General features: G+C 59.4%; 17 protein-coding genes. 11 read left to right on the top strand and 6 right to left on the bottom strand.

Features of this window, described 5'->3' with window-relative positions; translation table 11 throughout:
* Positions 1-63: 63 nt before the first annotated feature.
* Entirely contained in the window at positions 64-3,678 is a 3,615-nt protein-coding gene (locus tag IEX36_RS10915) for a TonB-dependent receptor (protein ID WP_188759334.1), read from the top strand.
* Between the two features lie 77 nt (positions 3,679-3,755).
* Here IEX36_RS10915 and katG read toward each other — a convergent pair whose 3' ends face one another.
* Positions 3,756-5,933: a catalase/peroxidase HPI gene (katG, locus tag IEX36_RS10910; protein ID WP_188759333.1), complete on the bottom strand. Its 2,178-nt coding sequence runs from the start codon at positions 5,931-5,933 to the stop codon at positions 3,756-3,758.
* 267 nt (positions 5,934-6,200) lie between these two features.
* On the opposite strand from katG, the gene IEX36_RS10905 reads away from it, so the two are divergent.
* The 4 genes from IEX36_RS10905 (at position 6,201) to IEX36_RS10890 (ending at position 11,291) form a co-directional block, all read left to right on the top strand.
* A complete protein-coding gene (locus IEX36_RS10905; protein ID WP_188759332.1) occupies positions 6,201-7,070 on the top strand; it encodes a LysR family transcriptional regulator in 870 nt (289 codons plus the stop codon).
* 83 nt (positions 7,071-7,153) lie between these two features.
* Positions 7,154-8,485: an MFS transporter gene (locus IEX36_RS10900; protein WP_188759959.1), complete on the top strand. Its 1,332-nt coding sequence runs from the start codon at positions 7,154-7,156 to the stop codon at positions 8,483-8,485.
* On the top strand, positions 8,482-10,473 hold the full coding sequence (locus IEX36_RS10895; RefSeq protein WP_188759331.1) for a YjhG/YagF family D-xylonate dehydratase: 1,992 nt from the start codon (positions 8,482-8,484) through the stop codon (positions 10,471-10,473). The genes IEX36_RS10900 and IEX36_RS10895 overlap by 4 nt, the downstream gene beginning before the upstream one ends.
* Positions 10,474-10,571: 98 nt before the next feature.
* Complete coding sequence (locus IEX36_RS10890; protein WP_229668880.1) at positions 10,572-11,291, top strand: fumarylacetoacetate hydrolase family protein; 720 nt, start codon at positions 10,572-10,574, stop codon at positions 11,289-11,291.
* Between the two features lie 45 nt (positions 11,292-11,336).
* Here the strand turns inward: IEX36_RS10890 and IEX36_RS10885 are convergent, their stop codons facing one another.
* Together IEX36_RS10885 and IEX36_RS10880 are read right to left on the bottom strand one after the other, a co-directional pair.
* Complete coding sequence (locus IEX36_RS10885) at positions 11,337-14,786, bottom strand: TonB-dependent receptor (RefSeq protein ID WP_229668879.1); 3,450 nt, start codon at positions 14,784-14,786, stop codon at positions 11,337-11,339.
* Positions 14,787-14,885: 99 nt separating this feature from the next.
* Complete coding sequence (locus IEX36_RS10880) at positions 14,886-15,398, bottom strand: MarR family winged helix-turn-helix transcriptional regulator (protein ID WP_188759329.1); 513 nt, start codon at positions 15,396-15,398, stop codon at positions 14,886-14,888.
* Positions 15,399-15,451: 53 nt separating this feature from the next.
* Here IEX36_RS10880 and IEX36_RS10875 point away from each other — a divergent pair, with 53 nt between their 5' ends.
* Both IEX36_RS10875 and IEX36_RS10870 read left to right on the top strand, forming a co-directional pair.
* Positions 15,452-16,150 carry a hypothetical protein gene (locus IEX36_RS10875; protein WP_188759328.1) on the top strand — a complete coding sequence of 233 codons (699 nt, stop codon included), beginning with the start codon at positions 15,452-15,454 and terminating at the stop codon, positions 16,148-16,150.
* Positions 16,151-16,308: 158 nt separating this feature from the next.
* A complete protein-coding gene (locus IEX36_RS10870) occupies positions 16,309-17,364 on the top strand; it encodes a radical SAM protein (RefSeq protein ID WP_188759327.1) in 1,056 nt (351 codons plus the stop codon).
* Positions 17,365-17,449: 85 nt separating this feature from the next.
* On the opposite strand, the gene IEX36_RS10865 is transcribed toward IEX36_RS10870, so the two are convergent.
* Positions 17,450-18,121 (bottom strand): DsbA family protein, encoded by a 672-nt coding sequence (locus IEX36_RS10865; RefSeq protein WP_229668878.1) that lies wholly within the window; start codon positions 18,119-18,121, stop codon positions 17,450-17,452.
* Positions 18,122-18,275: 154 nt separating this feature from the next.
* Between IEX36_RS10865 and IEX36_RS10860 the strand changes: the two genes are divergently transcribed.
* Complete coding sequence (locus IEX36_RS10860; RefSeq protein WP_229668877.1) at positions 18,276-19,733, top strand: TolC family protein; 1,458 nt, start codon at positions 18,276-18,278, stop codon at positions 19,731-19,733.
* Here the strand turns inward: IEX36_RS10860 and IEX36_RS10855 are convergent.
* Positions 19,718-20,383, bottom strand: coding sequence for a hypothetical protein (locus IEX36_RS10855; RefSeq protein WP_188759325.1), 666 nt, complete (start codon positions 20,381-20,383; stop codon positions 19,718-19,720). The genes IEX36_RS10860 and IEX36_RS10855 overlap by 16 nt on opposite strands.
* A gap of 78 nt (positions 20,384-20,461) precedes the next feature.
* On the opposite strand from IEX36_RS10855, the gene IEX36_RS10850 reads away from it, so the two are divergent.
* From IEX36_RS10850 to IEX36_RS10840, 3 genes are read left to right on the top strand one after another with little or no spacing between them, the layout of a single operon-like run.
* Entirely contained in the window at positions 20,462-21,793 is a 1,332-nt protein-coding gene (locus IEX36_RS10850; RefSeq protein ID WP_188759324.1) for an MFS transporter, read from the top strand.
* A gap of 42 nt (positions 21,794-21,835) precedes the next feature.
* Positions 21,836-22,570, top strand: coding sequence for a hypothetical protein (locus tag IEX36_RS10845; RefSeq protein ID WP_188759323.1), 735 nt, complete (start codon positions 21,836-21,838; stop codon positions 22,568-22,570).
* 48 nt (positions 22,571-22,618) lie between these two features.
* Complete coding sequence (locus IEX36_RS10840) at positions 22,619-23,266, top strand: DUF2306 domain-containing protein (RefSeq protein ID WP_188759322.1); 648 nt, start codon at positions 22,619-22,621, stop codon at positions 23,264-23,266.
* 33 nt (positions 23,267-23,299) lie between these two features.
* Here IEX36_RS10840 and IEX36_RS10835 read toward each other — a convergent pair whose 3' ends face one another.
* Positions 23,300-26,137, bottom strand: a complete 2,838-nt coding sequence (locus tag IEX36_RS10835; RefSeq protein ID WP_188759321.1) for a phosphoenolpyruvate carboxylase — start codon at positions 26,135-26,137, stop codon at positions 23,300-23,302.
* Positions 26,138-26,185 lie beyond the last annotated feature (48 nt).

Genomic DNA, 26,185 nt, shown 5'->3' with positions numbered 1-26,185 from the left:
GAACGAGAAGCCGGTCTTCAGGGCTCAAGACAAACAGCAACACAACATTTTTGAGGTGTGGTGATGCAGATGACAAAGCAGTTTACAAAGAGAAATCTCAGAATGCTGGTGGCGGTGCTTCTCTGGCCGCTGCTGGCGGTGTCTTTTGTGCATGCGCAGCAGGACCAGGGCACGATCACAGGAACAGTAACGGATCCTACGGGAGCTGTAGTGGAAGGAGCTTCGGTTACTGTTGCCGATATCAACACTGGGTTTACGCAGAAGAGGAGTAGCGACAGGAGCGGCGTCTTCACCATCTCGCCTCTCAAAATCGGCACCTACAGTCTGACGGTCTCTGCCACTGGGTTTCAGACGATGCAGCGTAAGGGGCTCCAGCTTCATGCTCAGGAGAGACTCAGCGTCAACGTGCAGCTTCCGGTCGGCAGTGAATCCCAGACCGTCGAGGTGACGAGCGACGCTCCGCAGATGCAGACGCAGGAGTCGTCCGTTGGGCAAACGATCTCAGCCGGCGCAATCAACAATACTGCGCTCAACGGCCGAAACTACGTTTACATCGCGCAGCTCACGATGGGCGTTGCACCGGGAACTCAGGGTTCGCGTGGCGAACAGAAGGGTGATTTCTCGGCCAACGGTCAGCGCGCCGAGCAAAATAACTTCATCCTCGATGGCGTCGACAACAACGTGAACCTCGCCGACTTTCTCAACGGAGCCAGTTTCGTCATCAAGCCACCACCTGACGCGCTGCAGGAGTTCAGCGTTCAGACCTCCGATTACAGCGCCGAGCTGGGTCATGCGGCCGGCGGCGTGGTGAACGCCTCCATCAAGTCCGGCACCAACACCGTTCACGGGTCTTTATGGGAGTACTTCCGCAACGATAAGCTGAACGCGATCGACTGGTTCTCGCTCGGCAAACCAATGTATAGGCAGAACCAGTTTGGTGGCACCTTGGGCGGGCCCATCATCAAGAACCACCTATTCCTCTTCGCTGATGCCGAAGCGAATCGCATCGTTTATCAGGAGACAAGCAATTTCTATAGTGTTCCAACAGCGCTCATGCGCTCCAGTGGTTTCACTAACTACACCGAGCTTCTCAGTGCCGACACCACGCTAAACACGACAGCAAAGAAGCTCTATACGCCCGGCGGGGGATCGCCGCTGGCTTGCAATGGAGTACAAAATACGCTCTGTGCGAGCCAGGTGAATCAGAACGCGGCCAAGCTGCTGAATGAGTATCCTCTGCCGAACTACGGGGCCGCCGGCAAAACCTATAACAACTATCTCTTTGCTGGAAAAGTCACCGACAACACCACGCAGTACGATGTGCGCTCCGACTGGAACATCAATCAAAAGGACCAGACATTTGCGCGCTACAGCTACTCGCAGAACCCGCAGTACTATCCAAGTCCGCTCGGTCCTGTGCTCGACGGCGGATCGTTTAGCGCGGATGGCAATATCCGCGTGGAAGGCCGCAATTTCACCTGGAGTGAGACGCACATCTTCTCACCGAAGGTCGTCAACGAAATTCGCTTTGGCTACAACTGGATCCACGCGTCTTTTCAGCAGCAGAATAGCAATACCAGCCTTGCAGCACAGTACGGGATGAATAACATTCCCTTCAGTCCCGGCAATGGCGGTCTTCCCGGTCTCACTATCTCAGGACTTACCACTGCGGGAACGCCGGCCTTCTATCCTTCGCAGGAGTATGAGAATGTTGCGCAACTGTTGGACAATGTGACCTTCTCTCTCGGCAATAATTCGTTGAAGGTTGGTGTGAATTTCCAGCGCATCCGCAACTCAACGCTTCAGCCGTCTCGTGGTCGCGGCAACTTCAACTTCACTGGCATGTATTCGGATATTCCAAGCGCCTCTTCCACAACCGGCTCTGGCATCGCCGACTTCGTCCAGGACTATGTCGCTTCTGCGTCGATCGGCAACCTTTACACCACCGAGGATGAGCGCTGGTACGATGCCGCCTACCTGCAAGACGACTGGCGCGTCATGCCGAAACTCACCCTCAATCTAGGCCTACGCTGGGAATATGTGCAGCCCTTCGTCGAACTGCACGATCATCAGGCCAACTTCGTCCCCGGAACCTTTACCGCTGCGGGTACGTCCACCGCGCCGAACTATGTGAAGGCCTCCGGCACATATCTTCTTCCCAAGAGCACGCAGAACGTCTCTCTACCGCCGATCTTCGCCAACAGTCTTGCGGCAAATAACATCAACGTGCAATACACAAACAACCGCTCGTTGACCCTGTCGCACTTCATGAACTTCTCCCCGCGCGTGGGATTCGCTTACACGGCAAATAACAAGTTCGTCGTGCGTGCGGGCTTCGGCATCTTCTACGGCGGTCTGGAAAATGTAGGTTATGGCCCGAACATCGGTCAGAGCCTGCCGTTCGCCATCTCCGACAGCATCTCGGCGCAGACCTGCTCTTCCGCCGCGAACTGTACCTTCTCCAACACGACGCTGGAGTCTGGCTTCGCCGGTTTGCTGAACTCCGATGGAACGCTGAGCGCCACCGCGCTCGTCAATCCGGGTGTGAAGAGCCTCAGCTATCAGAACCGTTCGCCGTATACGGAGAGCTGGAATCTCAGCCTTCAGTACGCCTTTACTCCTGCGCTCTCGGCCACGCTTGCTTATGTGGGCAATGTAGACCGTCATCTGCAGGCACAGAGCAGCACAAACACCTACGATGGCTTATTGCCTCCAGGCACCTCCTACAGTTCCTATCTTCCGCTGGGCGGCGGCATCGCCGGCAGCGGCAGCAACTACGGTAAGTACGGCCTGAGCGGCGGAGGCATCGTGGTCGACAGCGGCATGGGCAACTACAACGCCCTCCAGTCCAAGCTCGAAGGACGCGCCACCCGCAGTCTTACGTTCCTCGCTACCTACACCTGGTCACACGCGCTTGATGACGCGCGTCCTCCGCTGAATGGCTACGCTGGTCAGGCATCCTATCGGTTGCCGCAATGGCTTGGCCTTTCCTACGACTACGGCTCGGACCTGCAAGATGTTCGGCAGCGCGCTACTTTGAATGGCCACTACATTCTGCCCTTCGGATATGGACGTGCTCACCTGAACCGTGCAGGTTGGGAGAACGAAGTCGTCGGTGGATGGGAGACCTCGCTAACATTCCGGGTACAAACCGGTAACCCGGCAGAGTTGGTTGCCAACAATACCCTGGGTAATGGCACGTCCTATCCGCTGAAGGTCGCTGATCCGTTCAAGGCTGGAGGATCTCTGCCTTTGAACACACCTTCAACCAAGGCGTGCGCTACAAGCGTGAGGACCGTTCAGCATTGGTTCAATCCATGTGCCTTCCAGAATCCGATAAACGTTTCGGCGTCCAACTATGCTTCGTTACCGCTCTCCGCATTCTATGGAGCGCCTGGCTCGACGACTGTTGTTGGGCCCGGCTATAACCGCATCGATGCGACGCTGTTCAAGGACTTCGCGCTGCCGCGTGAATCCAGACTTCAGTTCCGCGCCGATGTCTTCAACCTCTTGAACACTCCTGCTCATGGTCAGCCGGCAACAAATGTTGGCGGTGGCGGCGGCGCAGAGACGAATCAGGTGCAAAATGGCGCATTCGGCCAGATCACCAGCGAGCGCTTTCATGGTGAGCAGCCGGACTCACGTGTCATTCAGCTCGCACTGAAGCTTCAGTTTTAGAAGTTTTTACTGATGGCCCCTTATTTATCCCGGACAGTTGGAGTTGCTGTCCGGGATTTTTTTTGTCGCAATCAAGATCACGCAAGGTCGAAGCGATCAAGGTTCATCACCTTGTTCCAAACCGCAACGAAGTCATGGACAAACTTCTCTTTGGCGTCGGAGCTGCCGTAGACCTCTGCGAGCGCTCGGAGCTGAGAGTTCGAACCGAAGACAAGATCGACACGCGTGCCGGTCCACTTCACCTCTCCCGTCTTGCGATCGCGCAGTTCAAATACGTCCTGCGCACCCGAAGCCGGCTTCCACTCCATACCCATATCGAGCAGGTTGATGAAGAAGTCGTTGGTCAACGTCCCCGGCTTTTTGGTGAAGACGCCATGCTTGCTTTGTCCGACGTTCGTGTCGAGCACGCGCAGGCCGCCGATCAGCACCGTCATCTCGGGCACGGTCAGCGTCAGCAGCTGCGCCTTATCGACCAGCAATGCCTCGGCCGGGACGCTGGACTTGTCCTTGAGAAAGTTGCGGAATCCATCCGCAACCGGCTCAAGCACTGCGAACGAGTCCACGTCAGTCTGCTCCTGCGAAGCGTCCGTGCGCCCAGGGGCGAAGGGAACAGTCACAGTGACGCCAGCATTTTTCGCGGCTTGTTCGACACCCGCGCAACCGGCTAGAACAATCAAGTCAGCGAGCGAAACCTTCTTGCCAGATTGCTTGTTGAACTCGCTCTGAATACCTTCGAGCGTCTTCAACACCTTCGCCAGCTGTTCCGGATGGTTCGCCGCCCAATCCTTCTGCGGAGAAAGACGAATGCGCGCGCCGTTTGCGCCACCGCGCTTGTCGGAGCCGCGGAAGGTCGAAGCCGATGCCCAGGCCGTCGAGATCAACTGCGAGGTGGTCAGGCCCGAGGCGAGAATCTTGCTCCTCAGCGCGGCGACATCCTGCGCATCAATCAGCTTGTGATCGACCGCGGGAACGGGGTCCTGCCAGATAAGCTCTTCAGTCGGAACCTCCGAACCCAGGTAGCGCGAGCGGGGACCCATGTCGCGGTGCGTCAGCTTGAACCACGCACGCGCGAACGCATCGGCGAACTCGTCGGGGTGTTCGTAGAAACGGCGCGAAATCTTTTCGTATGCCGGGTCGAAGCGCAGCGAAAGATCTGTGGTCAACATCGACGGCGCGAGACGCTTCGATGGATCGTGCGCATCAGGCACTGTGCCTGCGCCTGCGTCCCCCTTTGGCTTCCACTGGTGCGCACCTGCAGGACTCTTCGTCAACTCCCACTCATAGCCGAACAGGTTTTCGAAGAAGTAGTTGCTCCACTTCGTCGGCGTATTGCTCCAGACAACCTCAAGGCCACTGCCAATCGCGTCTGCACCTTTGCCTGTGTTGAAGGCGCATTTCCAGCCGAGGCCCTGATCTTCGATGCCGGCTCCTTCAGGCGGCGCACCCACATGCGATGCGGGCCCAGCGCCGTGCGTCTTGCCGAAGGTATGGCCGCCCGCAATCAGCGCCACAGTCTCTTCGTCATTCATCGCCATACGGGCAAACGTCTCGCGAATATCCTTGGCTGCTGCAATTGGATCCGGGTTGCCGTTCGGACCCTCAGGGTTTACGTAGATCAGGCCCATCTGCACAGCGGCCAGTGGCTTCTCGAGATCGCGATCGCCGGTGTAGCGCTTGTCCCCCAACCATGTCGTCTCAGAACCCCAGTAGACAGCCTCATCCGGCTCCCAGACGTCTTTACGTCCTCCGCCAAAGCCAAACGTCTTGAAGCCCATTGACTCAAGCGCGACGTTACCGGCGAGGACGATCAGGTCCGCCCAGGAAAGCTTCTTCCCATACTTCTGCTTCACAGGCCAGAGCAGCCGCCGTGCCTTATCGAGACCGACGTTGTCGGGCCAGCTGTTGAGTGGGGCAAAACGTTGCTGGCCTGCTCCTGCGCCGCCACGGCCATCGCCGATGCGGTACGTTCCCGCGCTGTGCCATGCCATCCGGATGAAAAGAGGGCCGTAGTTGCCGAAGTCAGCAGGCCACCAGTCCTGCGAGGTGGTCATCAGCGACTCAATGTCTTTCTTCACAGCAGCGAGATCGAGGCTCTTGAACTCTTTCGCATAGTCGAAATCCTTGTCCATGGGATCGGACAGGGACGAGTTCAGACGAAGGATGTCCAGGTTCAGCTGCTCCGGCCACCAGTCACGGTTCGACGGGCCGCTGCCTGCGGCGGCTTGATGGAACGGGCATTTTGCTTCGGTTGCCATAATACTTCTCCTCTTTTTGACGGTTTAAATCGGATTGGTGAGCCTCGGTTCGAAAGCGAGGCATTCATCGGTATATGTCCTGTTTATGGCGCGTGGTGAGCCGTCTGCGCTTCACCTGGCTGAAAATCTCAAGTGCCCCCCCATGCTTTCCAGCCACGTCGCCAATACATGCAATGTAGTTCTCATTTGTCTCAATTGGATGAATGTAGCACCATGCAAATAGATAGTTCCAATATATAATTCCCATGCTTAGTATAGTTATTGCCTATGGAGCTCCATCAGCTACGCTACATCTCTGCTATCGCCGAAACGGGCAGCTTCAGCCGTGCCGCTGAACGCTGCCAGGTCGCCCAACCCTCGCTCTCGCAACAGGTACTCAAGCTTGAAGAAGACCTTGGCGCGAAGCTCTTCGATCGCTTGGGTCGCAGCGTTCGTCTCACTGAGGCTGGCCGTGTCTTCTTGCCGCACGCGCGCTCCATTCTGAACCAGGTTGAAGCGGCGCGGTCCATCGTGGCTGATAAGTGGGCGGATGTTCGCGGCAGCGTGGCCGTTGGCGTTATCCCAACCATTGCGCCTTATCTGATGCCACGCTACACGGCAGCTTTTGCAAAGAAGTATCCGGAGGCAAAGCTGCGGATTGTCGAAGAGACGACGCCGGTGCTGGTTGAAAGCCTGCGAGACCTGTCGGTTGACCTCGCAATTCTTGCACTACCGTTGCGTCACAAAGACCTCGAGTTTTTCCCTCTCCGCACCGAACCGCTCTTCGCCGTGCTGCCCAAGGAGCATCCACGCGCCGAAGCAAAATCGCTCGCGCTCAAGGACCTTCGTGGCGAGTCTTTCGTCATGCTGCGTGACGGACATTGCTTCCGTGACCACAGCATCGCGGCCTGTGTTCACGCACGGGTTAAGCCTCGCATCGCGTTTGAGAGCGACCAATTCAGCAGCCTCTTTGGAATGGTCGCGGCTGGCGTAGGCGTCTCGCTTGCTCCTGAAATGGCCATTGACCGCAACGCTGACTGTCGTTACGTGCGCTTGAGCGATGCGCGCGCCACCCGCACGATCGTTGCCGCGGTGCTGCGCGGACGCAGCTTCAGCCGAGTCCAGCAGGCGCTTCTATCGGGGATCAGGCATAAGTAGCCAGATGCACGGGCTGCTTATTCAGCTTTGTAGTACGGACTTTGACCACTTCCAACGTACAATCGCGATGACGCAGAATCATGATGGATTCGGGATCTCTTAGCACCGAAGGCCGGAGTTTTACGAACGTCTCCGCGGCTGTCGCATCTGTGCTGCGGCGGCGCTGGTGGTATCTGCTGCCCGCAGTCTTCATCACGTACAGTCTCGCGTATGTAGACCGTGCGAACTATGGGTTGGGCGCGGCTGCTGGTCTTGCAGCGACGCTGCACATCACTGGTAAACAGAACTCGCTGCTAGGCGCGCTGTTCTTCCTCGGCTATTTCGCTTTTCAGCTTCCGGGCACGATCCTGGTGGGGAAGCGTAGTCCCGTGCGCCTCATCTTTGTATTGTTGGGCGTGTGGGGAGTGCTCGCCGCGCTGACCGGCGTCATCCGCATCTTCTGGGCGCTCGCGCTGGACAGGTTTTTCTTGGGTGTAGCCGAAAGCTGCATCTTCCCGGCCATGCTGCTGCTGCTGACCCGTTGGTTTACCCGCTCGGAGCGCTCTCGCGCCAACACCCTGCTGATCATCGCCAACCCGGTGACGGTGCTCTGGATGTCGGTGATGACCGGCTACCTGATCGAAGCCGTTGGCTGGCAGCGGGCATTTATCTATGAGGGCCTGCCTGCAGTGCTATGGGCTGTGGCGTGGATTGTGACAGTGCGCGACAGACCGGAGCAGGCGAAGTGGATGACTCCGGAGGCCATAGAATTTCTTGAAGGCCGCCTTGACGAAGAGCAGCTTGCGGTCGCGCCAGTAAAAGCAATCAGAACAGCATTGCTGCGTGGCGACGTCATTTTGTTGTCCATTGTTTATTTCTGCTGGAGCCTCGGTATCTACGGATTCGTACTTTGGCTGCCGACCATCGTGCGGCGCGGTGCAGATCTATCGATGGGCACCACAGGGTTGTTGTCTGCAATTCCCTACCTGGCGGGCATTCTGCTGATGCTGTTTGCAGCGCATCGGTCTGACAAGACGCTCCGTCGCAAAACGATGGTGTGGCCGTTTCTGCTGATCGCCGGCCTTGCGCTTTATGGATCATTTCTATCGGCGAGTTCTAGCTTTCCCATCGCGTTTGCAGGGCTCATCATCGCGGGTGCTTGCATGTATGCGCCGTATGGCCCGTTTTTTGCAATTATCCCTGAGCGTGTTCCTCGCTCTGCAACTGCAGAGGTGCTTGCCTTCGTCAACAGCGCAGGGGCGCTCGGCGCATTTGTCGGCAGCTACTTCGTGGGATGGCTCCAGGCGGCAACGGGCAATGCACGCGCGGGCTATCTGCTGATGGCCGGAGCGCTGGTCTGTTCTGCCATACTCATGCTTCTGTTGAACGAGAAGGGCCATCAGAGAAACGGTGCAGTGCGCGAGAATGAGTCATGACCAACGGAGGCAGTCGCATCGGCCAAATTGCAGCGGCGCAAGTGCTCGAAAGCGACGCCGCAATTTTTCGCGAGGTAAAGACTCACGCACCAGGCCCGAGTGGCGCGCTGCCACTGACGCCGGCAATGCTGCTGAACCAGCCTTCGGGCAACCTGTTCGGACTGAGCCAGGACGCCGGAATGGGTTGGGAACCTGCGCGCCTGCTTGATCCTGAATTTCTCATTCTGAGTACGCATGGAGGTGTACGTGCGCAGGACGGCACACCGATAGCGCTCGGGTTTCACACCGGGCACTGGGAGGTTGGGCTGCTTGTCGCGGAGGCCGCGCGAGAGTTGCGCGACCGCCATGCGATCCCATTCGCAGGAGCATGCACGGATCCATGCGATGGACGCACGCAAGGCACGGAGGGAATGCTTGATTCGCTTCCTTACCGCAACGATGCCGCGATGGTTCTCAGGCGGCTGATGCGTTCGCTGCCGACGCGCAAAGGAGTCATCGGCATTGCGACCTGCGACAAAGGCCTGCCCGCAATGATGATGGCGCTCGCTTCGTCAGGAGCGTATCCGAGCATCCTGGTGCCCGGCGGAGTGACTTTGCTGCCGGACGACGGTGAAGACGCAGGCAAAGTCCAGACAATCGGAGCACGCTTCGCGCAGGACCAGATCACGCTGGAGTATGCGGCAGAGGTGGGCTGCAAGGCCTGCGCGTCGCCCGGCGGTGGATGCCAGTTTCTGGGAACAGCCGCATCGTCGCAGGTCGTAGCCGAGGCGCTTGGCCTCTCGCTCCCGCATGCTGCGCTTGCACCTTCAGGCCAGCCGGTGTGGCTCGATGCGGCAGCACGCTCCGCGCGTGCGATGCTGAGGATGGTGCAACTAGGCATCGGCACACGCGACATCATCACGGACTCTGCAATCCGCAATGCGATGGTGGTTCATGCGGCGTTTGGCGGATCGACCAACCTGCTGCTGCATCTCCCGGCCATCGCTCACGCAGCAGGATTGAAGCGGCCAACGGCGAACGATTGGGCCGAGGTGAATCGTCTTGTCCCGCGGCTGGTGGACGCCTTGCCGAATGGGCCGAAGGGTTTTGCAACCGTGCAGGTCTTTCTCGCCGGAGGCGTTCCCGAGGTGATGCTGCATCTGCGCGATGCCGGGTTGCTCGACACCACCGCGCGCACCGTGACAGGCGAGTCGCTCGACGAGAACCTCAACTGGTGGCTGCAGAGCGAACGTCGCACTCGCATGAGAGAGCGACTGCTGGAGCTGGACCATGTAGACGCCGACGAAGTGATTCTTTCGCCCGATCGTGCAAAGGCGCGCGGCCTTACTTCGACCGTGTGCTTTCCATCGGGAAACCTTGCGCCGGAAGGCTCGGTAATCAAGAGCACGGCGATTGATCCCTCATTGATCGACGAGAAGAATGTCTATCGGCATATAGGACCAGCGCGGGTGTTTACAACCGAAACTGCGGCCATCGACGCAATCAAGCGCGGAAAAATTTTAGAGAACGATGTTATCGTCCTGATCTGCGGCGGCCCGAAAGGCGCTGGAATGCAGGAGGTTTATCAGATCACCTCTGCCTTGAAGAGCCTCCCCTTCTGCAAACACGTCGCTGTATTAACGGACGCGCGCTTCAGCGGAGTCTCAACCGGAGCATGTATCGGACATATATCGCCCGAGGCGCTGGCAGATGGGCCAATCGGGCGAGTGCTTGATGGAGACATGATTCAGATCGTCGTGGACCGCGCCACACTGCACGGCACAGTAGACCTGATTGGCGAAGAGGGCGAACGATTTTCCGTGGATGAAGGCAGGCGCCGACTCGCATCGAGAAAGCCGCGCGGCGATCTTGCGCCGCATCCTTCTCTGCCCGACGACACAAGATTGTGGGCTGCGCTGGTTCAGGCTAGCGGAGGCGTGTGGGGAGGCTGCGTCTACGATGTGGACGCAATTGTTGTGAAATTGCAGAACAGGAGGCGTGAACAGTGAGGCTCTACCGTGGCGCTGAAGGTATTTTTGTTGAACGGGACGGCAGGTTTTATCAAATCGCAAACACGAGCTGGGACGACTTAATTTGCAGCGATGAATTGCTTGATACAGTTCGCGCAGCGGTAAAGGGAAAGGACGTCGTTTTCGATACGAACAAGGCTCTTGCGCCAATCGTCGGGCAGGAAGTGTGGGCAGCGGGAGTGACCTACTATCGGAGCCGCAGTGCGCGCATGGAAGAGAGCAAAGACGCTGGCGGAGGAACATTCTACGATCGCGTCTACGCAGCGCAACGTCCAGAGCTGTTCTTCAAATGCGCGGGCTGGCGAGCAGTTGGGCCAGGCGGAACGGTTCGCATCAGGCATGATGCGAAGTGGTCAGTGCCCGAACCGGAACTGGCGCTGGTGATGAATGCTCGCGGACAGCTTGTCGGCTACACCATCGGCAACGACATGAGCTCGCGCGACATCGAAGGTGAGAATCCGCTCTATCTGCCGCAGGCAAAGGTCTACAACGGAAGCTGCGCTCTCGGCCCCGCGGTGCTACTTGCCGAAAGCCCACTCGCAAAAACCACCGCAATTCGATTGGAGATTTTACGTGGCAAAGAGATCGCATTCAGCGGCAGCACTACACTGGCCGAGCTGAAGCGCGAGCCTGAGGAGCTGATCTCCTATCTCTTCCGTGAACTGGATTTTCCGCACGGCGCTTATCTTATGACCGGCACCGGCATCGTGCCCCAGGACGACTTTACGCTGAGCAGCGGCGACATCATCCGCATCAGCATCGATGGGTTGGGTACGCTCGAAAACCACGTTGGCTGAGTGCAATCAGCGTGGGTCGTGCGGCGAATTGTCTGAAGTCTCTCGTCAATAGATGAGTTTGAGCGAGAACTGAATCTGCCGTGACGTGCCTGCAGTCTTGCTGATGAAGCCGAAGCCGGATCCAGTAAGGACGTTTGCAGGCAAGCCCATGTTCACGATGTTGAAGAGGTTGAAGAACTCGGCGCGGAACTGCAAATCCGTCAGCTCCGTATTGTTCTTGCGCCTGCCAAACGGAGTGTCTTTGATAAACGAAAAGTCGAAGTCGTAGTAAGCTGGCCCGCGAAACGTATTGCGTCCCAGCGTGCCAAAGCGCCCCTCGTTTGGCCCCGACCCTCCGGCAATGTGAATCGGAATCGAGAAGTAATCGGCGGCATTGTTCGCGCCCTGTCCGAAGTAATCTTCGCGCACCTTGCGCGCAGTGGAGAGCTGCGGCTTGGCAATCTGGTCCGGGCGGTCCACGCCATTGGATCCGTACCCAGTCTGCTGCACCCCGGAGTACACGGTGAACGGCGCACCAGAGCTAATGCTCGAGATACTCAGCATCTCCCATCCATCAGTGACTGTCTTGCTCGCTCCACGAAGAAACGGAGCCTGTGCGAGGTGTAGGTCTTGCGCCAGGCTCAGGCTGAAGCCCTGCGTCACGTCAAACAGCGACGGCCCCTTCTCGGGATGTGTATCGAAGGGATTCTGCGAGAAGCCCGACGCCGTTGCGCCGGTCGAACCCGTCCCCCCCAGCACCAGGCTCGTCGTGTCGAGCGACTTGCTCCATGTATAGCTGGCCTGCATTCCAGGGCCGCCGTGCGGCACCGTGCCTGAAAGCGATGTCTGCAGCGCATGGTAGCTCGAGTGCGCGTCACTGGTGATCACGTTCTCCACGCCAAAGCCGCCGGTTACATTGCCATCGTTGTCGAATTGCGTGTGCGGTGCGAAGCCTGGACTTGCACCCGGATACGCGTTGGGAAAACTGTAACGCGGCAACTTCTCCGCCGCTGTACCGACGTAGTTTGCGTCGGCTGTCAGGTTGCCGAATTTGCGCTCCACGCCGAGCGTCCATGTGTAGAGCGTCGCGTCACCAAACTTTGCGTCGATGCCGGAGAGATTCAGCGCGCTCACCGTTGTGCTGTCCGTCAGCGCCGCCAGGTCTTTTTCATAGCGGTCCACATCCATGATTGTGTTCGCGGGTACGCTCGTCGTCTTGTCGGCGGCAAAGATATCCGTGCCGCTTGGCGTGTATACATGCGGCAGCTGCTGCGGGTTGATCTGGAAACCGTACGGTATGGGCACGGTGGACGAAGCTACCTGGCGCGGATAGATCACGTAAGGCGTCGAACCGGTCAGAAAGTTGTCCTGCCAAATGTTTGGCGGAATCACAGTCATGGCTCCGCCCACATGCGCCGTCAGGTTGCTGCTTGCCTGCCACGTCGCCTGCACGCGTGGCCCCCAGCCATTCAGTGTGGTGCTATAGCCAGGTTGCGGATTGACGATGTACTGCTGCGTTCCATCGATGGTGCGGAAGGCAGCGGTGCGGTGTGCGCGTTCTTTAATCGGCGTGTAGTACTCCCAGCGCAGGCCGTAGTCGAGTGTAAACGTGGGAGTCACCTTCCATGTGTCCTGTATCCAGGCGTTGTAGTTTTCGCGACTGATGGCGGCCGGACCGATGTGCTGCCCACCCGAAGAGTACGGCGGCGCAAGCGCAACGGTATAGCTGAAGGCACTTCCAGAAAGAAACGCCGACAGTGTATCTGGCAGAGGTTGCCCCACGGCCACGTCATGTTTGCCGCTGGCCGAAGTGATCGCCTCCGTGGCATAAGCCGTGCCGCCGCCGAAGTCATACTCGCCATTCGGACTGGTGCCAAAGTAGGTCGTGTCGCGGTTCAGCCGAGCTTCAAATCCAGCCTTAAACACGTGCCCCGCGCGGGTGTAGGTAATGTCCTGGTGACCCTCGAAGAGGTTTCCGTAGGCCTGCATCACAGAGCCACCTGCTCCGTTGAAAGGCTCAAAGAGTCCATCATCAAATTTCACTGCCGGATCTGCGTAATCTGTGGTGGGAAATCCCGGCGTCGTCCGCGTAATGCTGACCAGCGACTGCAACACAAGACGCGGCGAGACCGTGCGCGTGTACGAACCCATCACGTTGCGTTGACGGTCGAAGTACTCGACGCCAAATGCTGGATCGACTGCGGTCTGATCGGGATTGGTTGTCGGGCCCGTCAGGTTGTCATAGTTGAAGCGCGCAAAGAACTGGTCCTTCGGAGTGAAGGCGTGGTCGATCCGTACCGAAAACTGGTTTGCATTCGTCGTCACCTTGGAAGCGGTTGCATAGGTGCGCGCACCATACGCGCCAGTCGGCAGGTTCGGCATCGGATACCGCGCCAGAATCGCGGCGATGTTCGAATTCACCGGCACATTCAGCGTGTCGGTCGAGCCATCGGGATATGTAACGACGTCGATGCCGGAGCGCTCCGGCGCGGTCGGCACAGGCATCACCTGGGTCGTGCCCAGCACCTGACGGAAACCCTGATACTGCGCGAAGTAGAAGGTGCGCTTCCGCCCGTCGTACACATGCGGCAGATAGACCGGACCTCCATTGGTAAATCCAAACTCGTTGCGGCGGAACGGTGGAATGCGGCCCGGATAAGCAAGCGTCGGATGGTCAAAGTAGTTGCGCGCGTCGAAGGCTGAGTTGCGCACAAATTCAAAGAACGAGCCATGAAAGCCGCTCGCACCCGAGCGCGTGATGATGTTGGTGTAGCCCGCTGCGCCGCGCCCGATCTCCGCGGGCATCCAGCCCGAGCTCGATTGAATCTCCTGTACCGCATCCACGTTGAAGTTGGTGAACGTAGCGCCGCCCATCTCCGGATCGCTGATGTCAGCGCCGTCCATGGCAAATGTCGCCTCCACGCCGCGCTGACCGTTGATGGCAAACTGGGCGGTGAAGTTCGTCGCGCCGTTGGCATCGGTCATCGTGCCCGCTGCCAGCAGCAGCAGCGAGCTGAAGTCGCGCTTATTCAACGGCAGCGAGCTCACCGCCTGCCCGGTCAGTTGCTCTCCACCGGTCGCCGCCTCGGATGCAGCCTGCATCGCGGCCACCGTAATCTCGCCACGTCCCGAGACTGTAATCATTGCTGCCTGTGTCGACGCAGCCAGATCGAGCGCCTGCGCGCTCTCCATCGTCTTCCCGTTCGCCTCGACAAACAGCCGATACTGCCCCACAGGCATGGGATGAAACTGGAAGCTGCCATCCTTCCGGGTCGTCTCGCGCGCCGATTGTTTACTGCCCTTCAGCTCGATCCGCGCCGACACGATCGGCGCACCGCTCGCATCATGGAGCACGCCACGCCACACCACCTGGCTGCCGTTCTCCTGCGCCTGAAGCGGCGCCGCGATTGCCAACCCGAACAGACACATCACCGCCAGGCGAAGGACCATCCGAACCGTCCCTACCGCTACACCCCTTCCGCCGCTCAACCCAATGCCATGCTGCCTGGTCCCCACGTAAGCTCCCCAAGTCCCAATAGGATGTTTCAAAACACTCTACTAAATCGTTTGCCTAAAGGCCATCGGCATCGCAGGTTATTTTTTCTTCCCGGCAGGTTACAGGCTCTTTGTATTGACAGGTTCACCCGGCCGCTTCGTCGCTCCCATCCTCTGATACCCCGGATGAACGCCACGAACCAGTCCCTGGTGGTCGGCAACCTTCAGCAGAAGCGTCGCAAGCGTATCGCGTTCTTCCCGGCTGAGCGCCGATAACAACGCCTCCTGATGCTCCTGTGCCACCTTGCCTATGCGCTCCAGGGTCTCCTCGCCGCGCTTCGTCAGGAAAAGTGAATACAGCCGCCGGTCCTCCTGGTTCGCCCTCCGCTCCACCAGCCCACGTTTCCCAAGGTTGTCCAGAATTGCCACCAGGCGGCTGGGATGAATCCTGAGCCTGCCGGCAAGCTCCTGCTGGCTCAATCCGGCTGCAACGCGCAGCAGCCGCAAAACGCCCGCATCCTGTGGCGCGAGGTCCAGAACTTTGAGTCTTTCAGCAAATTGCGAGGCGGCATGCGCCCCAAGCTGGGAGAGCAGAAACGCCGGTCGTGGTTCATCTATCCTGTCGCGGTCCATCGTGAAAATAATGATTGCACAAATAATTCATTTATAGTATAAATGATTTTGTTATGAAATCAACTCCTCGTTTCCGTGGTCCTTCGCTCATCCTGCTCGCCGTGGCACATATTGTGGTCTTCGCGGCAGGCATCGTAGCGTCAGTGGCGCTCCGGCATGGAGCGTCGTTCGTCACCCCGTTCTCACCCGTCGAGAAGATACTCGACTTCCTCACGCAAAACTCGCAGGCTGTGCGCGTCGGCAACTTCTTCCTCTTCGGCTCCGCGGTTCCCCTCGGACTCTTCGCCGTCACGATGGTCAGCCGCTTACGCTACATGGGAGTCCGCGCAGCCGGAACAAACATCGCGCTCTTCGGTGGCATCGCCGCCGCCATCGCATTATTTCTCTCCGGCATCGCGGGCTGGATACTCTCCGTGCCTGACGTTATCGGTTCCGCGGCTGTCGTAAAGGCCATCGACTACTTCAACTTCCTCTGTGGCGGCGTCTTCTATGCCGTCGGCTTCGGTCTGTTGGCCGCAGGTGTCTCCATTACAAGTCACTTCATGAAACTCGTTCCGCGCTGGCTCGTCGTCCTTGGAATGATCGTTGCCATCGCCGGTGAGCTCTCCTGGTTCAGCCTCATTGCGTATCCGGCAAACTTCTTCATCCCCATCAACCGTTACCTCGGCTTTATCTGGATGATTCTGGCCGCCGTGTTTCTGACGAAGGGTCGAAGAATGGCGCAAGCTCCACCAACCGTAGACGCCTTATAGTCATGCGTTTCATCAGCCACAATCGCTCGGGTGTCCCATCCATCGCGGCTTCATCGCGATGGGTGGGAGGTACAAAGCCTGCCCAGTCGGCCTTTCACCTTTACTAGCCCTTTGAAACCAAAGGGTGGACGAATGGTAAAGGATATACTCAAGAAGACATGTCCTTTACCGTTCCCTCAACCGGCCGGCGCGTTATGACGCCCCGCCGCCGCTGGAAGGCCGCGACGCGCAAGCTGCGTGAACTCGGCTCCATCGGCTCGGCGCTGGCCTCTACCGGTCACCCCTACATGGCGCACATCGTGCCCATGCGGCGCTGCAACCTGGCCTGCGCCTACTGCAACGAGTACGACGACGTCTCCGAGCCCGTCCCCATCGACGAGATGCTCCGCCGCATCGACCACCTCGGCCGCCTCGGCACCAGCGTCATCACGATCTCGGGCGGCGAGCCGCTCCTGCACCCTGAGCTCGACCAGATCATCGCCCGCATCCGCCGCACCGGAGCCATCGCTGGCATGATCACCAACGGCTATCTGCTGATGCCCGAACGGATCGAGCGCCTCAACAAGGCCGGCCTCGATCACATGCAGATCTCCATCGACAACGTCATGCCCGACGACGTTTCGAAGAAGTCCCTCAAAGTCCTCGACAAGAAGCTCCAAATGCTCGCCGAACACGCCGACTTCCATGTCAACATCAACTCCGTCGTCGGCGGAGGCATCGCCAACCCGCAGGACGCGCTCACCATCAGCCAGCGCGCCCTGGGCCTTGGCTTCAGCTCCACAATCGGCATCATTCACGATGGCAGCGGCCAGCTAAAACCGCTCGGCCCAGCCGAACGCTCCGTCTGGAACAAGGTGCGCCAGCTCACCCGCCGCAGCTACTCCCGCTTCAACCACTTCCAGGAAGCCATCGCCAACGGCAAGACCAACGACTGGCGCTGCCGCGCCGGAGGCCGCTACCTCTACATCTGCGAAAACGGCCTGGTGCACTACTGCAGCCAGCAGCGCGGCTACCCCGCCACTCCGCTGGCCGATTACACCACCGCCGACGTGAAGCGCGAGTTCCTCACCGAGAAGACCTGTGCCCCAAGCTGCACGATCTCCTGCGTCCACCAGGTCAGCTACATCGACCACTGGCGCGCCCCGCAGACCTCGCACGTCACCCCGGGCGCATCGCACGGCTCCGGCGCGCAGGAGTTGGTCCAGATTCGCTAAGCGGTAAGAATCGTCGCAAAATACAAAGCCCCGGACATGTCCGGGGCTTATTCATGTGGGAAACACCTTCAAGCCAGAAGAACAATTACCGGTGTGTTCTCCGTGCCACCGTCTTCGTGGCCGCCGGAGCTTCCGCCAACGCAGTATCGATGGTCTGGTAGAGCAGGCTTACGTCCGTCACCTGTGTCCAATGGTGCGCCGTGACGACGAAGATCGAAGGCGTGTGGCTCAAGCCGACGCGCTCACCCAGCGACCGGTCTGTAATCACCTCGCGCTTGAACTGGCCCGTCGGGTCCATCACAAACGGCATCTGCCAGCCATGCTTTTGAAAATAACTCCGCGTAAAGTTCTCAAGGTCTTCCTTCGAGGCAATTGCCGTCTGGTTGGCAAAGACCGCGCCGCGGAAATCCTCCGCCGACTTCGGATTGATCTTGTCCTGAATGTAACGCGCCGTCACCGCCGCGTCGAAGCTCCAGATGTGCTGCGGCAGAGGGAAGTCATGGCGAATGTACGGAATGTTGTAGTGCGCGATGGCCTGCTGAACGATGGGGAATGCATGGGCGCAGGCCGGGCATTCGAGGTCTTCATATTCGATCACGGCAACCCTCGCGCCAGCCGGAGCATGAAGCGTCGAAGTGTCTTTGAAGGAGTCGCCGGAGTTTGGCGGCGCGGCGCTCTGGGCAAAGGCCGGAACGCCGGGAATGGCAAGCAGCAGGAGAGCAGCGAGGACAATGCGGGTCATTTTCGTAAGACGCATAGGCTTGTAATTTGTATTCTAGCCGACGCGGACCACGAGGGTGAAGATGAGGCGAAACCATCCAGCCTCCATTCAAAACGAATTTCGCAACCTTGAGGGGTGCATGGCACTCTAATTTATAGCAATGTCAGAGAGACGATCAGGATTTTCAACCGTGGGAGCGCTCGCGCTCGCCTGCCTTGCGGCGACGACTGCCCTTTGCCAGAGTCCCGCGCAGAGTGCAGCGCAGAGTCCTGCTCCAAGCACATCCAGCCTGCCCTCGGCTCCCACGCCCCATGTTGCCCCCCTCAAGCTTGCAGGCGATGTCGTAGTCGAGCAGGGCACAGGCCAGCCCATGCCGCTCAGTCTCGACGATGCCGTCGAGCTCGGCCTCAAGCACAACCTCCAGCTCAACCTCGCGCGCCAGAACCAGCACCTCGTGCACGGCGAAGTCCTCACCGTCGCCAACAATCTGCTGCCCAGCCTCACGGCAAAAGCAAGTACCGGCACGCAGGAGATCAACCTCGCCGCAATGGGCTTCAAGCCAACGTCGCTTGAGAGCTTCGGCATCTCGCCAAGCCAGTTCAAGACCATCGTTAAGGTCTCGACGACCTCGGCCGAGCTGGACATGAACCAGCAGTTGTTCAACGTGCCTGCCTACTATCTCTACCGCGCCGCCCAGAAGGCCGATCGCGTCGCCAGCATGACAGAGCTGAACCAGGAAGGCGCCGTAACCATCGATGTCGCCTCACAATATCTGCTCGCGCTGGCCGATGCTTCCGAGATCGAGAACGCGCAGGCGCTCGTCAAAGCCGACGAGGTTGCTTTCCAGCAGGCGGACGACTCCCACAACCACGGGGTCGGCACCAACCTCGACGTGCTCCGCGCCCGTGTGCAGTTGCAGACCGAGCAGCAAGTCCTTATCAGTGCTCAGGACACCTTCAGCAAAGACAAGATCGCGCTCAACCGCATGATGGGCATCCCCGCCGATCAGGAGCTGACCCTTACCGACAAGGCGCCTTATAACGAGTTCTCCGAGCTTCCACTGGATGAGGCAAAGCGCATCGCCTACTCGCGCCGCAAAGACCTGCTCAGCCTCGAAGCGCAGTTAGAAGTAGCCGAGCGCGCTGGCAAAGCCGTCAAATTCGAGCGTCTTCCATCGCTCTCGTTTAACGGCCATTACGGTGTCATCGGCGAAACCACCGGTATGTACCACGGCGATTTCTCCGCCCAGGGCAAGCTCAGCGTCCCCATCTTCGAAGAGGGCCAGTTACGCGGTGAGAATGAAGTTGCCGGTGCGCAAACCGATGCCCTGCGCGAACAGATCGCTTCGCTGCGAATCACCATCGAAGAGCAGATCCGCACGGCAATGCTCGACGTGGACTCCTCCGCGCAGCTCGTCAAAGTCGCACGCAGCAACGTCGATCTCGCCAGCGAAGAGCTCGACCAGGCCTCGCAGCGCTTCACCGCAGGCGTAGACGATAACCTCGCCGTCGTGCGCGCCCAGGCCGCGCTCGCCCAGGCCCAGACGCAACTGATCTCGACCCTCTACCAGTACAACGTCTCCAAGCTGATGCTGGCCCGCAACACCGGCGTCGTCGAATCACAATACAAAACCTACCTCGGCCTGTAGACAGTGTCACCCGCACTGCTATAGCGCGCACGTTGCGCCTGAATCAATTGGTAAACGTCACGGACGTTGTCCACGTCATAGAAGACGAGGCGACCCAGGTCGATATCCATCTGGATATTATTGCGTCTGCCCCTTCCAAACCAGCTCATTGAATCAGTCTCGGGCGCAAACTCAACTGTTCCCGCTCCATCCGAGCGAGTGGCAAGAGAGACTGAAGTAAGCGCGGGAAAAAAGGCATCGACAAGTTTGCGGTTGGGCGCAGTATTGAGAACGAGAACTCGTTTGTTCGTGACAGCGTAGAAAGTGCGACCTTTTTTCCATGCCGTATAAAAGAATCGCCCAAAAATTATATATAGTCCCGCAAGAACAAAAGGAATTCCAAACAAGAGCATGAAGTTGTCGAAATGAAAATGCGTATGGCTGGGAGTCAGTACGCTTTGATCGCCTTGCTGAGGGTCGGTTGCGACACCATATTCCCAGAAGATTGCAAAGCCTCCCCACAACAGGCTGAACGGAATTGCATACCAATCTGATTTGTGAAAGACAATCCGTGTAAGTGGGCGGCCAGTCCAGAGAATGGATTCATCGGGAAGCAGATACTGCTGAAATCGCTCAGTCCCTTCCGCGAAATGAGACGAATTGGTAAACATTGCCGTCTATAGTAGTCGAGAACTCTAGGGGCACGCCTCTCGAATTCGTTTCCACCCCGAAATGTGAAACCATAGCATATGGATGACGGTCCGAAACGGGGCCTCCTGACCGCAGGAGACGCCTTCAAGTCCCGTGACTTTACCCTGTACCAGGTCGCCCGCCTGATGGTCATCATCGGCGCGGAGGCGCAGGCCGTTGCCGTCGCCTGGCAGGTCTACGCCATCACCCACTCTGCGCTCGACCTCGGCTACACCGGCCTCGCCCTCTTTTTGCCTGGCCTCTTCCTCATGCTCGCCGCCGGTCACACCGCCGACCGCTTCGACCGCCGCAAGATCATCCTTGCCTGCTACGGGCTTCAGTTCCTCTGTACCATCGCGCTACTCGCTCTCTCGCTCAGCGGAGAGACCGCACTACGCGGAGGCCGCGTCTGGCCCATCTATCTCGTCCTGCTCGGCATTGGCACCGGCCGCGCCTTCAGCGGCCCAGCGTCCAGCGCCATGCTGCCAAGCCTCGTGCCCGAAGAACACTTCGTCAACGCCGTCACCTGGAGCGCGACCGTCTACCGCACCGCCAACATGACCGGCCCAGCCGTCGGCGGACTGCTCTTCACCCTTCCGCTCACAGGCGTGCTGATGCACTTCAACGGCGCAGCCATCGTCTACGCCTTCACGCTCGTCATGCTGCTCGGCTTCCTCATACTGGTCGCCATCATCCGCGCTCCCATGGTGCGGGCAGAGAAGCAAGCCTTCTCCGTGAAGACCGTCCTCGCCGGCCTCGACTACGTCTGGCGTACCAAACTCCTGCTCGGCTCCATCTCGCTCGATCTCTTCGCCGTCATGCTCGGCGGCGCAACCGCCCTGCTCCCCATCTTCGCCACCGACATCCTCCACTCCGGTCCGCAGGGCCTTGGCTTCTTGCGTGCGATGCCATCCGTAGGCGCGCTCGCCGTCTCGCTCTTCATGGTCATCAAGCCCATCAAGCGCCGCGCCGGCTGGCTGATGCTTGTCTGTGTAGGCGTCTTCGGCGCAGCTACCATCGTCTTCGGCCTCTCGCGCAGCCTGCTCATCAGCGCCATCGCGCTCATCATCGTCGGCGGCAGCGACATGGTCAGCGTGGTCATCCGCGGCAGCATGTTGCAGCTCGCCACGCCGCCCGAGATGCGCGGCCGCGTCAGCGCCGTCAACTGGCTCTTCATCGGCGCATCCAACGAATTCGGCGAATTCGAAAGCGGCGTCACCGCCAGCTGGTGGGGAGCAGTCCCCGCCGTCGTCATCGGAGGCATCGGCTCCATCGCCGTTACCCTCGGCGCGGCGGCCTTCTTCCCCACCCTCCGCAGCGTCGACACCCTCACCGCTGAAGAGCTCCTCGAAGCCGACCGCGAGTTGAGCATAGCCGAGCCCGTAGATTAGAGTGGCCCTGAAGATTAGATTGATTCGGCGGAGGTTTCTCGCGTGAATAGCGTTGTGAAGGCGGCCATCGGGGCCACGGCTGTGCTCATCCTCGCAGTAGGCGGCGAACTGGCGTATCTCCATCACGAGCGCAACGAGCCCATGAAGACCCCGGTACCGCAGCAGGAACAAAAGATCGACGATGACGACCTCGTCTTCCTCAAGAAGATGCGCCCCGACACACCGAAAGACGTCAAAGAACTCGACGGCAAGACCATCTGGGTCTCCGCCGGCGGCCAGATGGACTACTACCCCTACGTCGGCCATCGTGTCGAGTACGCGAAGACCTCAGGCACGCTGCTCGGCGCGCAGCCGCTCGTCGTCAAAGATGTAGCCGAGCAAGCCGCACCCAAGGCCGCAACATACCGCATCCCCGGCGGCGACCAGCAGGTGCTCCTCGTCTTCACGCTGCCCAATGACACGCACGAGTACGCCGTGCCCGTCGGCTACCGCGAGGGCAAAGACTACACCTTCTATACCGACGAGATCTTCTTCTACGACGACCCGCACATCCTCTACAAACACTGGGGCCCCGAAATCTGGAAGGCCGTCGATGCGCATCAGGTCATCCTCGGCATGAACGAGCGCCAGGTCGAGCTTTCACTCGGTCAGGTGTCGAAGAGCACCAGCCAGGACTACGGCAACCGCATGGTCGTCTTCGCCAACCTCGGCAAGCCGATGGCCGTGACCTTCGTGAACAACAAGGTCACCGCCTTCCGCTCCGACCAGGGGTTCTGAGAACCTGGCTGCCTCGCTCTGCGTATCAGGAGTGAGCGGAGGTGTGCAATGGATACCGCAACGCAGTCCTCAGGCCGGCTGAAGTGGGTAGCGCTGTACGGACTCTGTTTCATCGGAGCAGCGGCAGCTGTCCGGAGAATTGCAGTCTTGCTGTTCCCTCCAACTGCGCCGGCCACGGTGGAATTGGGCAATCTCGACGCTCAGTTTGCTTCGCACGCCGCGCTGACCATGGCCCATATCGTCCCGGCGCTGATCTTCGTGATCCTGCTGCCGTTCTGGTTTTCGCGAAGAGTGCGGGCGACCGCGACCGCATACCGCAGGGTTTCAATCGCGCTGCTGGTCCTCGGCGCAGTGGTAGGGCTGACGGCGCTGCCGATGGCTGCGCTGCCGGTCGGCGGAGTTACAGAGCAGGCGGCGGTGCTCGTCTTCGACGCTATCTTTCTCTTCTCGCTGACGAAGGCGTGGGTGCTGTTTGCGCGGGGAGAGATGGCTCGCTACCGCGAGTGGATGATGCGCGCCGTCTCGGTCCTGCTTGGCATTGCGACCACGCGGCCGGTCATGGGCGTCTTCTTCGCCACCTCACGCCTGACGCACCTGACGCCGCACCAGTTCTTCGGCATCGCCTTCTGGATAGGCTTCGGCGTCACGTACCTTGCGGGTGAGGCTTATCTGCACAGGCATCCCGTTACGACATAGATCTCGTCGCAGATACGCTCGCACTGAACGGCATCAACCCGTATTGCGCAGCCCGGCGCTGATGCCATTGATCGTCGCCGAAATAGCGCGGTTCAGCTCAGGCGACTCAGGCTCGCCCTTGACCGCAGCCTGACGCTTCCGCCGAATCAGCTCTACCTGAATCAGCGACATCGGATCGACGTAAGGATTCCGCAGTCGAATCGATCGCTCGAGCACCGCGTTCTTCTCTAGAAGCCTGCTCTGCTCGGTGATCTCGAGCAGCAACCGATGCGTCAGGTTGAACTCCTCTTCAAGCGTCGTAAAGACGCGATTCCGCAGCGCCTCATCTTCGACCAGCGAAGCATACAGCCGTGCGATGCCGAAGTCCGCCTTAGCCAGCGCCATCTCCACGTTGCGGATAATGTCGAGAAAGAGCGGAAAATCGCGCGCCATCGTCTGCAGCAGCGCCAGATTGCCCGGCGCCTTCTTCACAAACTTATCAAGCGCATAGCCCACACCAAAGTACGCAGGAACAAGCTGCCGCGACTGCATCCACCCGAAGACCCACGGAATCGCGCGCAGGTCAGCCATCGACTTCCTGCCGCTCCGCTTGGCCGGACGCGAACCAAGTCGCGCATGTTCCAGCTCAGCCACCGGCGTGGACTGTTCAAAGTACGTAAACGTGTCCGGGTTGTCGATGATGTGCTTGCGATAGAAGTCGTAGGAGGTAGCCGCAAGCTCGTCGAGCGCAGCCTCCCACTCCGGCAGAATCTCGCCCGTCAGATGCGGCACCGCAACCTTCTCCGCGTGCTCAATCTTCGCATCGGGTCGCGCAATCGCATCCAGCGACGCCGCGATCATCAGCTCCAGGTTCCGCTCCGCCAGCACTACATCGGAGTACTTCCAGTTCAGCACCTCGCCCTGCTCGGTAATACGCAGCTCGCCCGTAAAGCTGTCGATGGGCTGCGCGAAGATGGCGCGATGCGTCGGTCCGCCGCCACGTCCCACCGTGCCGCCACGTCCATGGAAGAGCCTGAGCGCAACGCCACACTCGCGCGCAACGTCGTGCAGCGCACGGTGTGCCTTGTAGATCTCCCACGTGCTCGAAATCATGCCGCCATCTTTGTTCGAGTCCGAGTAGCCGAGCATGACCTCCTGCCGGTAGCCCCAGCTTTCGAGCAGCGGCTTATAAGCCTCGCTCGTCCAAAGCTCGCGCATCACGCCCGCCGCATTCTGCAGGTCCTCGATGGACTCGAACAGCGGCACAATTTGCAGCCCGGGATCGTCGCCCTTGGCCTCGACGCTCACACCGCCAAGCCGCGCCAGGCGCAGCACATTCAAAATATCCTCGACGCCGGTGGCGCCGCTGATGACGTATTGCTGAATCGCCTCCGCCGCATACGTCTTCTTCAACTCAGCAATCGCGCGGAAGGTATCGAGCACCTCTTCCGTCTGCGGACTGAGCGCCGCGGCAACACCCGAACCAGTAACAGCGGTCAGCTCCGCAAGCGCAGCCGTATTGATGCGCGCATGCTGCCGTATGTCGAGCGTCTGCAAATGCAGCCCGTAGGTGCGCACCTCCATCAACAGCGGATCAATCAACATCTGCGCCAGGCGAGGCCCGTGATTTTCGATCAGGCTGGTGCGAATGGCGTTGATGTCACTGATCAGATCAGCAGCGCGCGTATACGGCGGCAGCGCAGGCTTCGCCGGCAAAGGAATACTCGACTGCGGCGTCGCACCCAGCCGCATCATGATGCAGGCAATCAGCAGCCGTAGATACTCAAAGTGGAACCGCTCCTCCAGCGCTGTCTGGCCAGCCGTGCGAAGCTGCGCCAGATAGCGATCGAGAAGGTCGCCAACCTCAGCCGAGACCGGAACCTGTTGCGTCGAGCTGCCAAGCTGCTCAAACACATTCTGTAATCTGCGACGATAGTGGTTCATCAGCAGATTGTTTGCCATTGCCAGCGCATCACGCGTAACCGCAGGCGTGACGAAAGGATTGCCATCGCGGTCGCCGCCAATCCACGAGCCAAAGCTGATCACCTTCGGCAGCGTGCAGATCGATTGCGTACCGTTCTGCGCGCTACTCGGCGGAAACTCCTCTGCCAACGCAGTCGCGATTTCGTTGTAAAGCACAGGCAGCGTATCGAAAAGCGACGACTCGTAGTAGTCCAAAGCCATGCGGATTTCGTCGCGCACAGAAGGCCGCGCGCTGCGCACATCATCTGTCTGCCACAGCGCGGTAATCTCGGCAATCAGGTCGCGCTCCAGCGACTCAAGCTGCGCCTCCGGCACCGGAACGCGGTCAAGCTGCTCCAGCAGGTCCGAGATGCGACGGCGCTTGAACATCACGCTGCGCCGCGCAATCTCCGTTGGGTGCGCGGTGAAGACCGGTGTAATGCAAATACGGCTAAGCAGCTCGTAAGCCTCGGCAGCAGTCGCGCCAGACTGGCGCAGCCTCCGCAGAGTGCCGCGCAGATCACCACGCTGAGGAGCCGCACCAGGATTCAACTGGCTTGAAAGACGCCGCCGCTTGCGGTGATTGGTCTCTGCCAAATTGATCAGCTCAAAATAAAACCCAAATGCACGCGCCAACCGGTACGCCGCCGGTAGATCGAGCTCGTGAACACAGGTGCGGGCCTGTTCCAGCAGCTTCGCAGCGTTTTCCGGATCATGACCATCAGCCTCGCGTCGCGCAATGGCGGTACGGCGCAGCGTCTCAACTGAGTCATAAAGCGCATCGCCCGACTGCTCGCGCAACACGCCGCCCAGCAGCGTACCGAGAGAACGAACATCACGGCGCAGGGGCGCTTCCTTAAGCTCGCCGGTCGGCGCCAGAAGCTCGGCCAGGCGCTGAGGCCAGTTGGAGGGGGTCCACAATGACGGCATGTATTAATTATGCACTGCCATGATGGCGCAGCGCAGGCAGGCTAAGGC

This window comes from Edaphobacter acidisoli (assembly GCF_014642855.1).
GTDB lineage: Bacteria > Acidobacteriota > Terriglobia > Terriglobales > Acidobacteriaceae > Edaphobacter > Edaphobacter acidisoli.
This window is presented reverse-complemented; position numbering and strand designations above follow the sequence as displayed.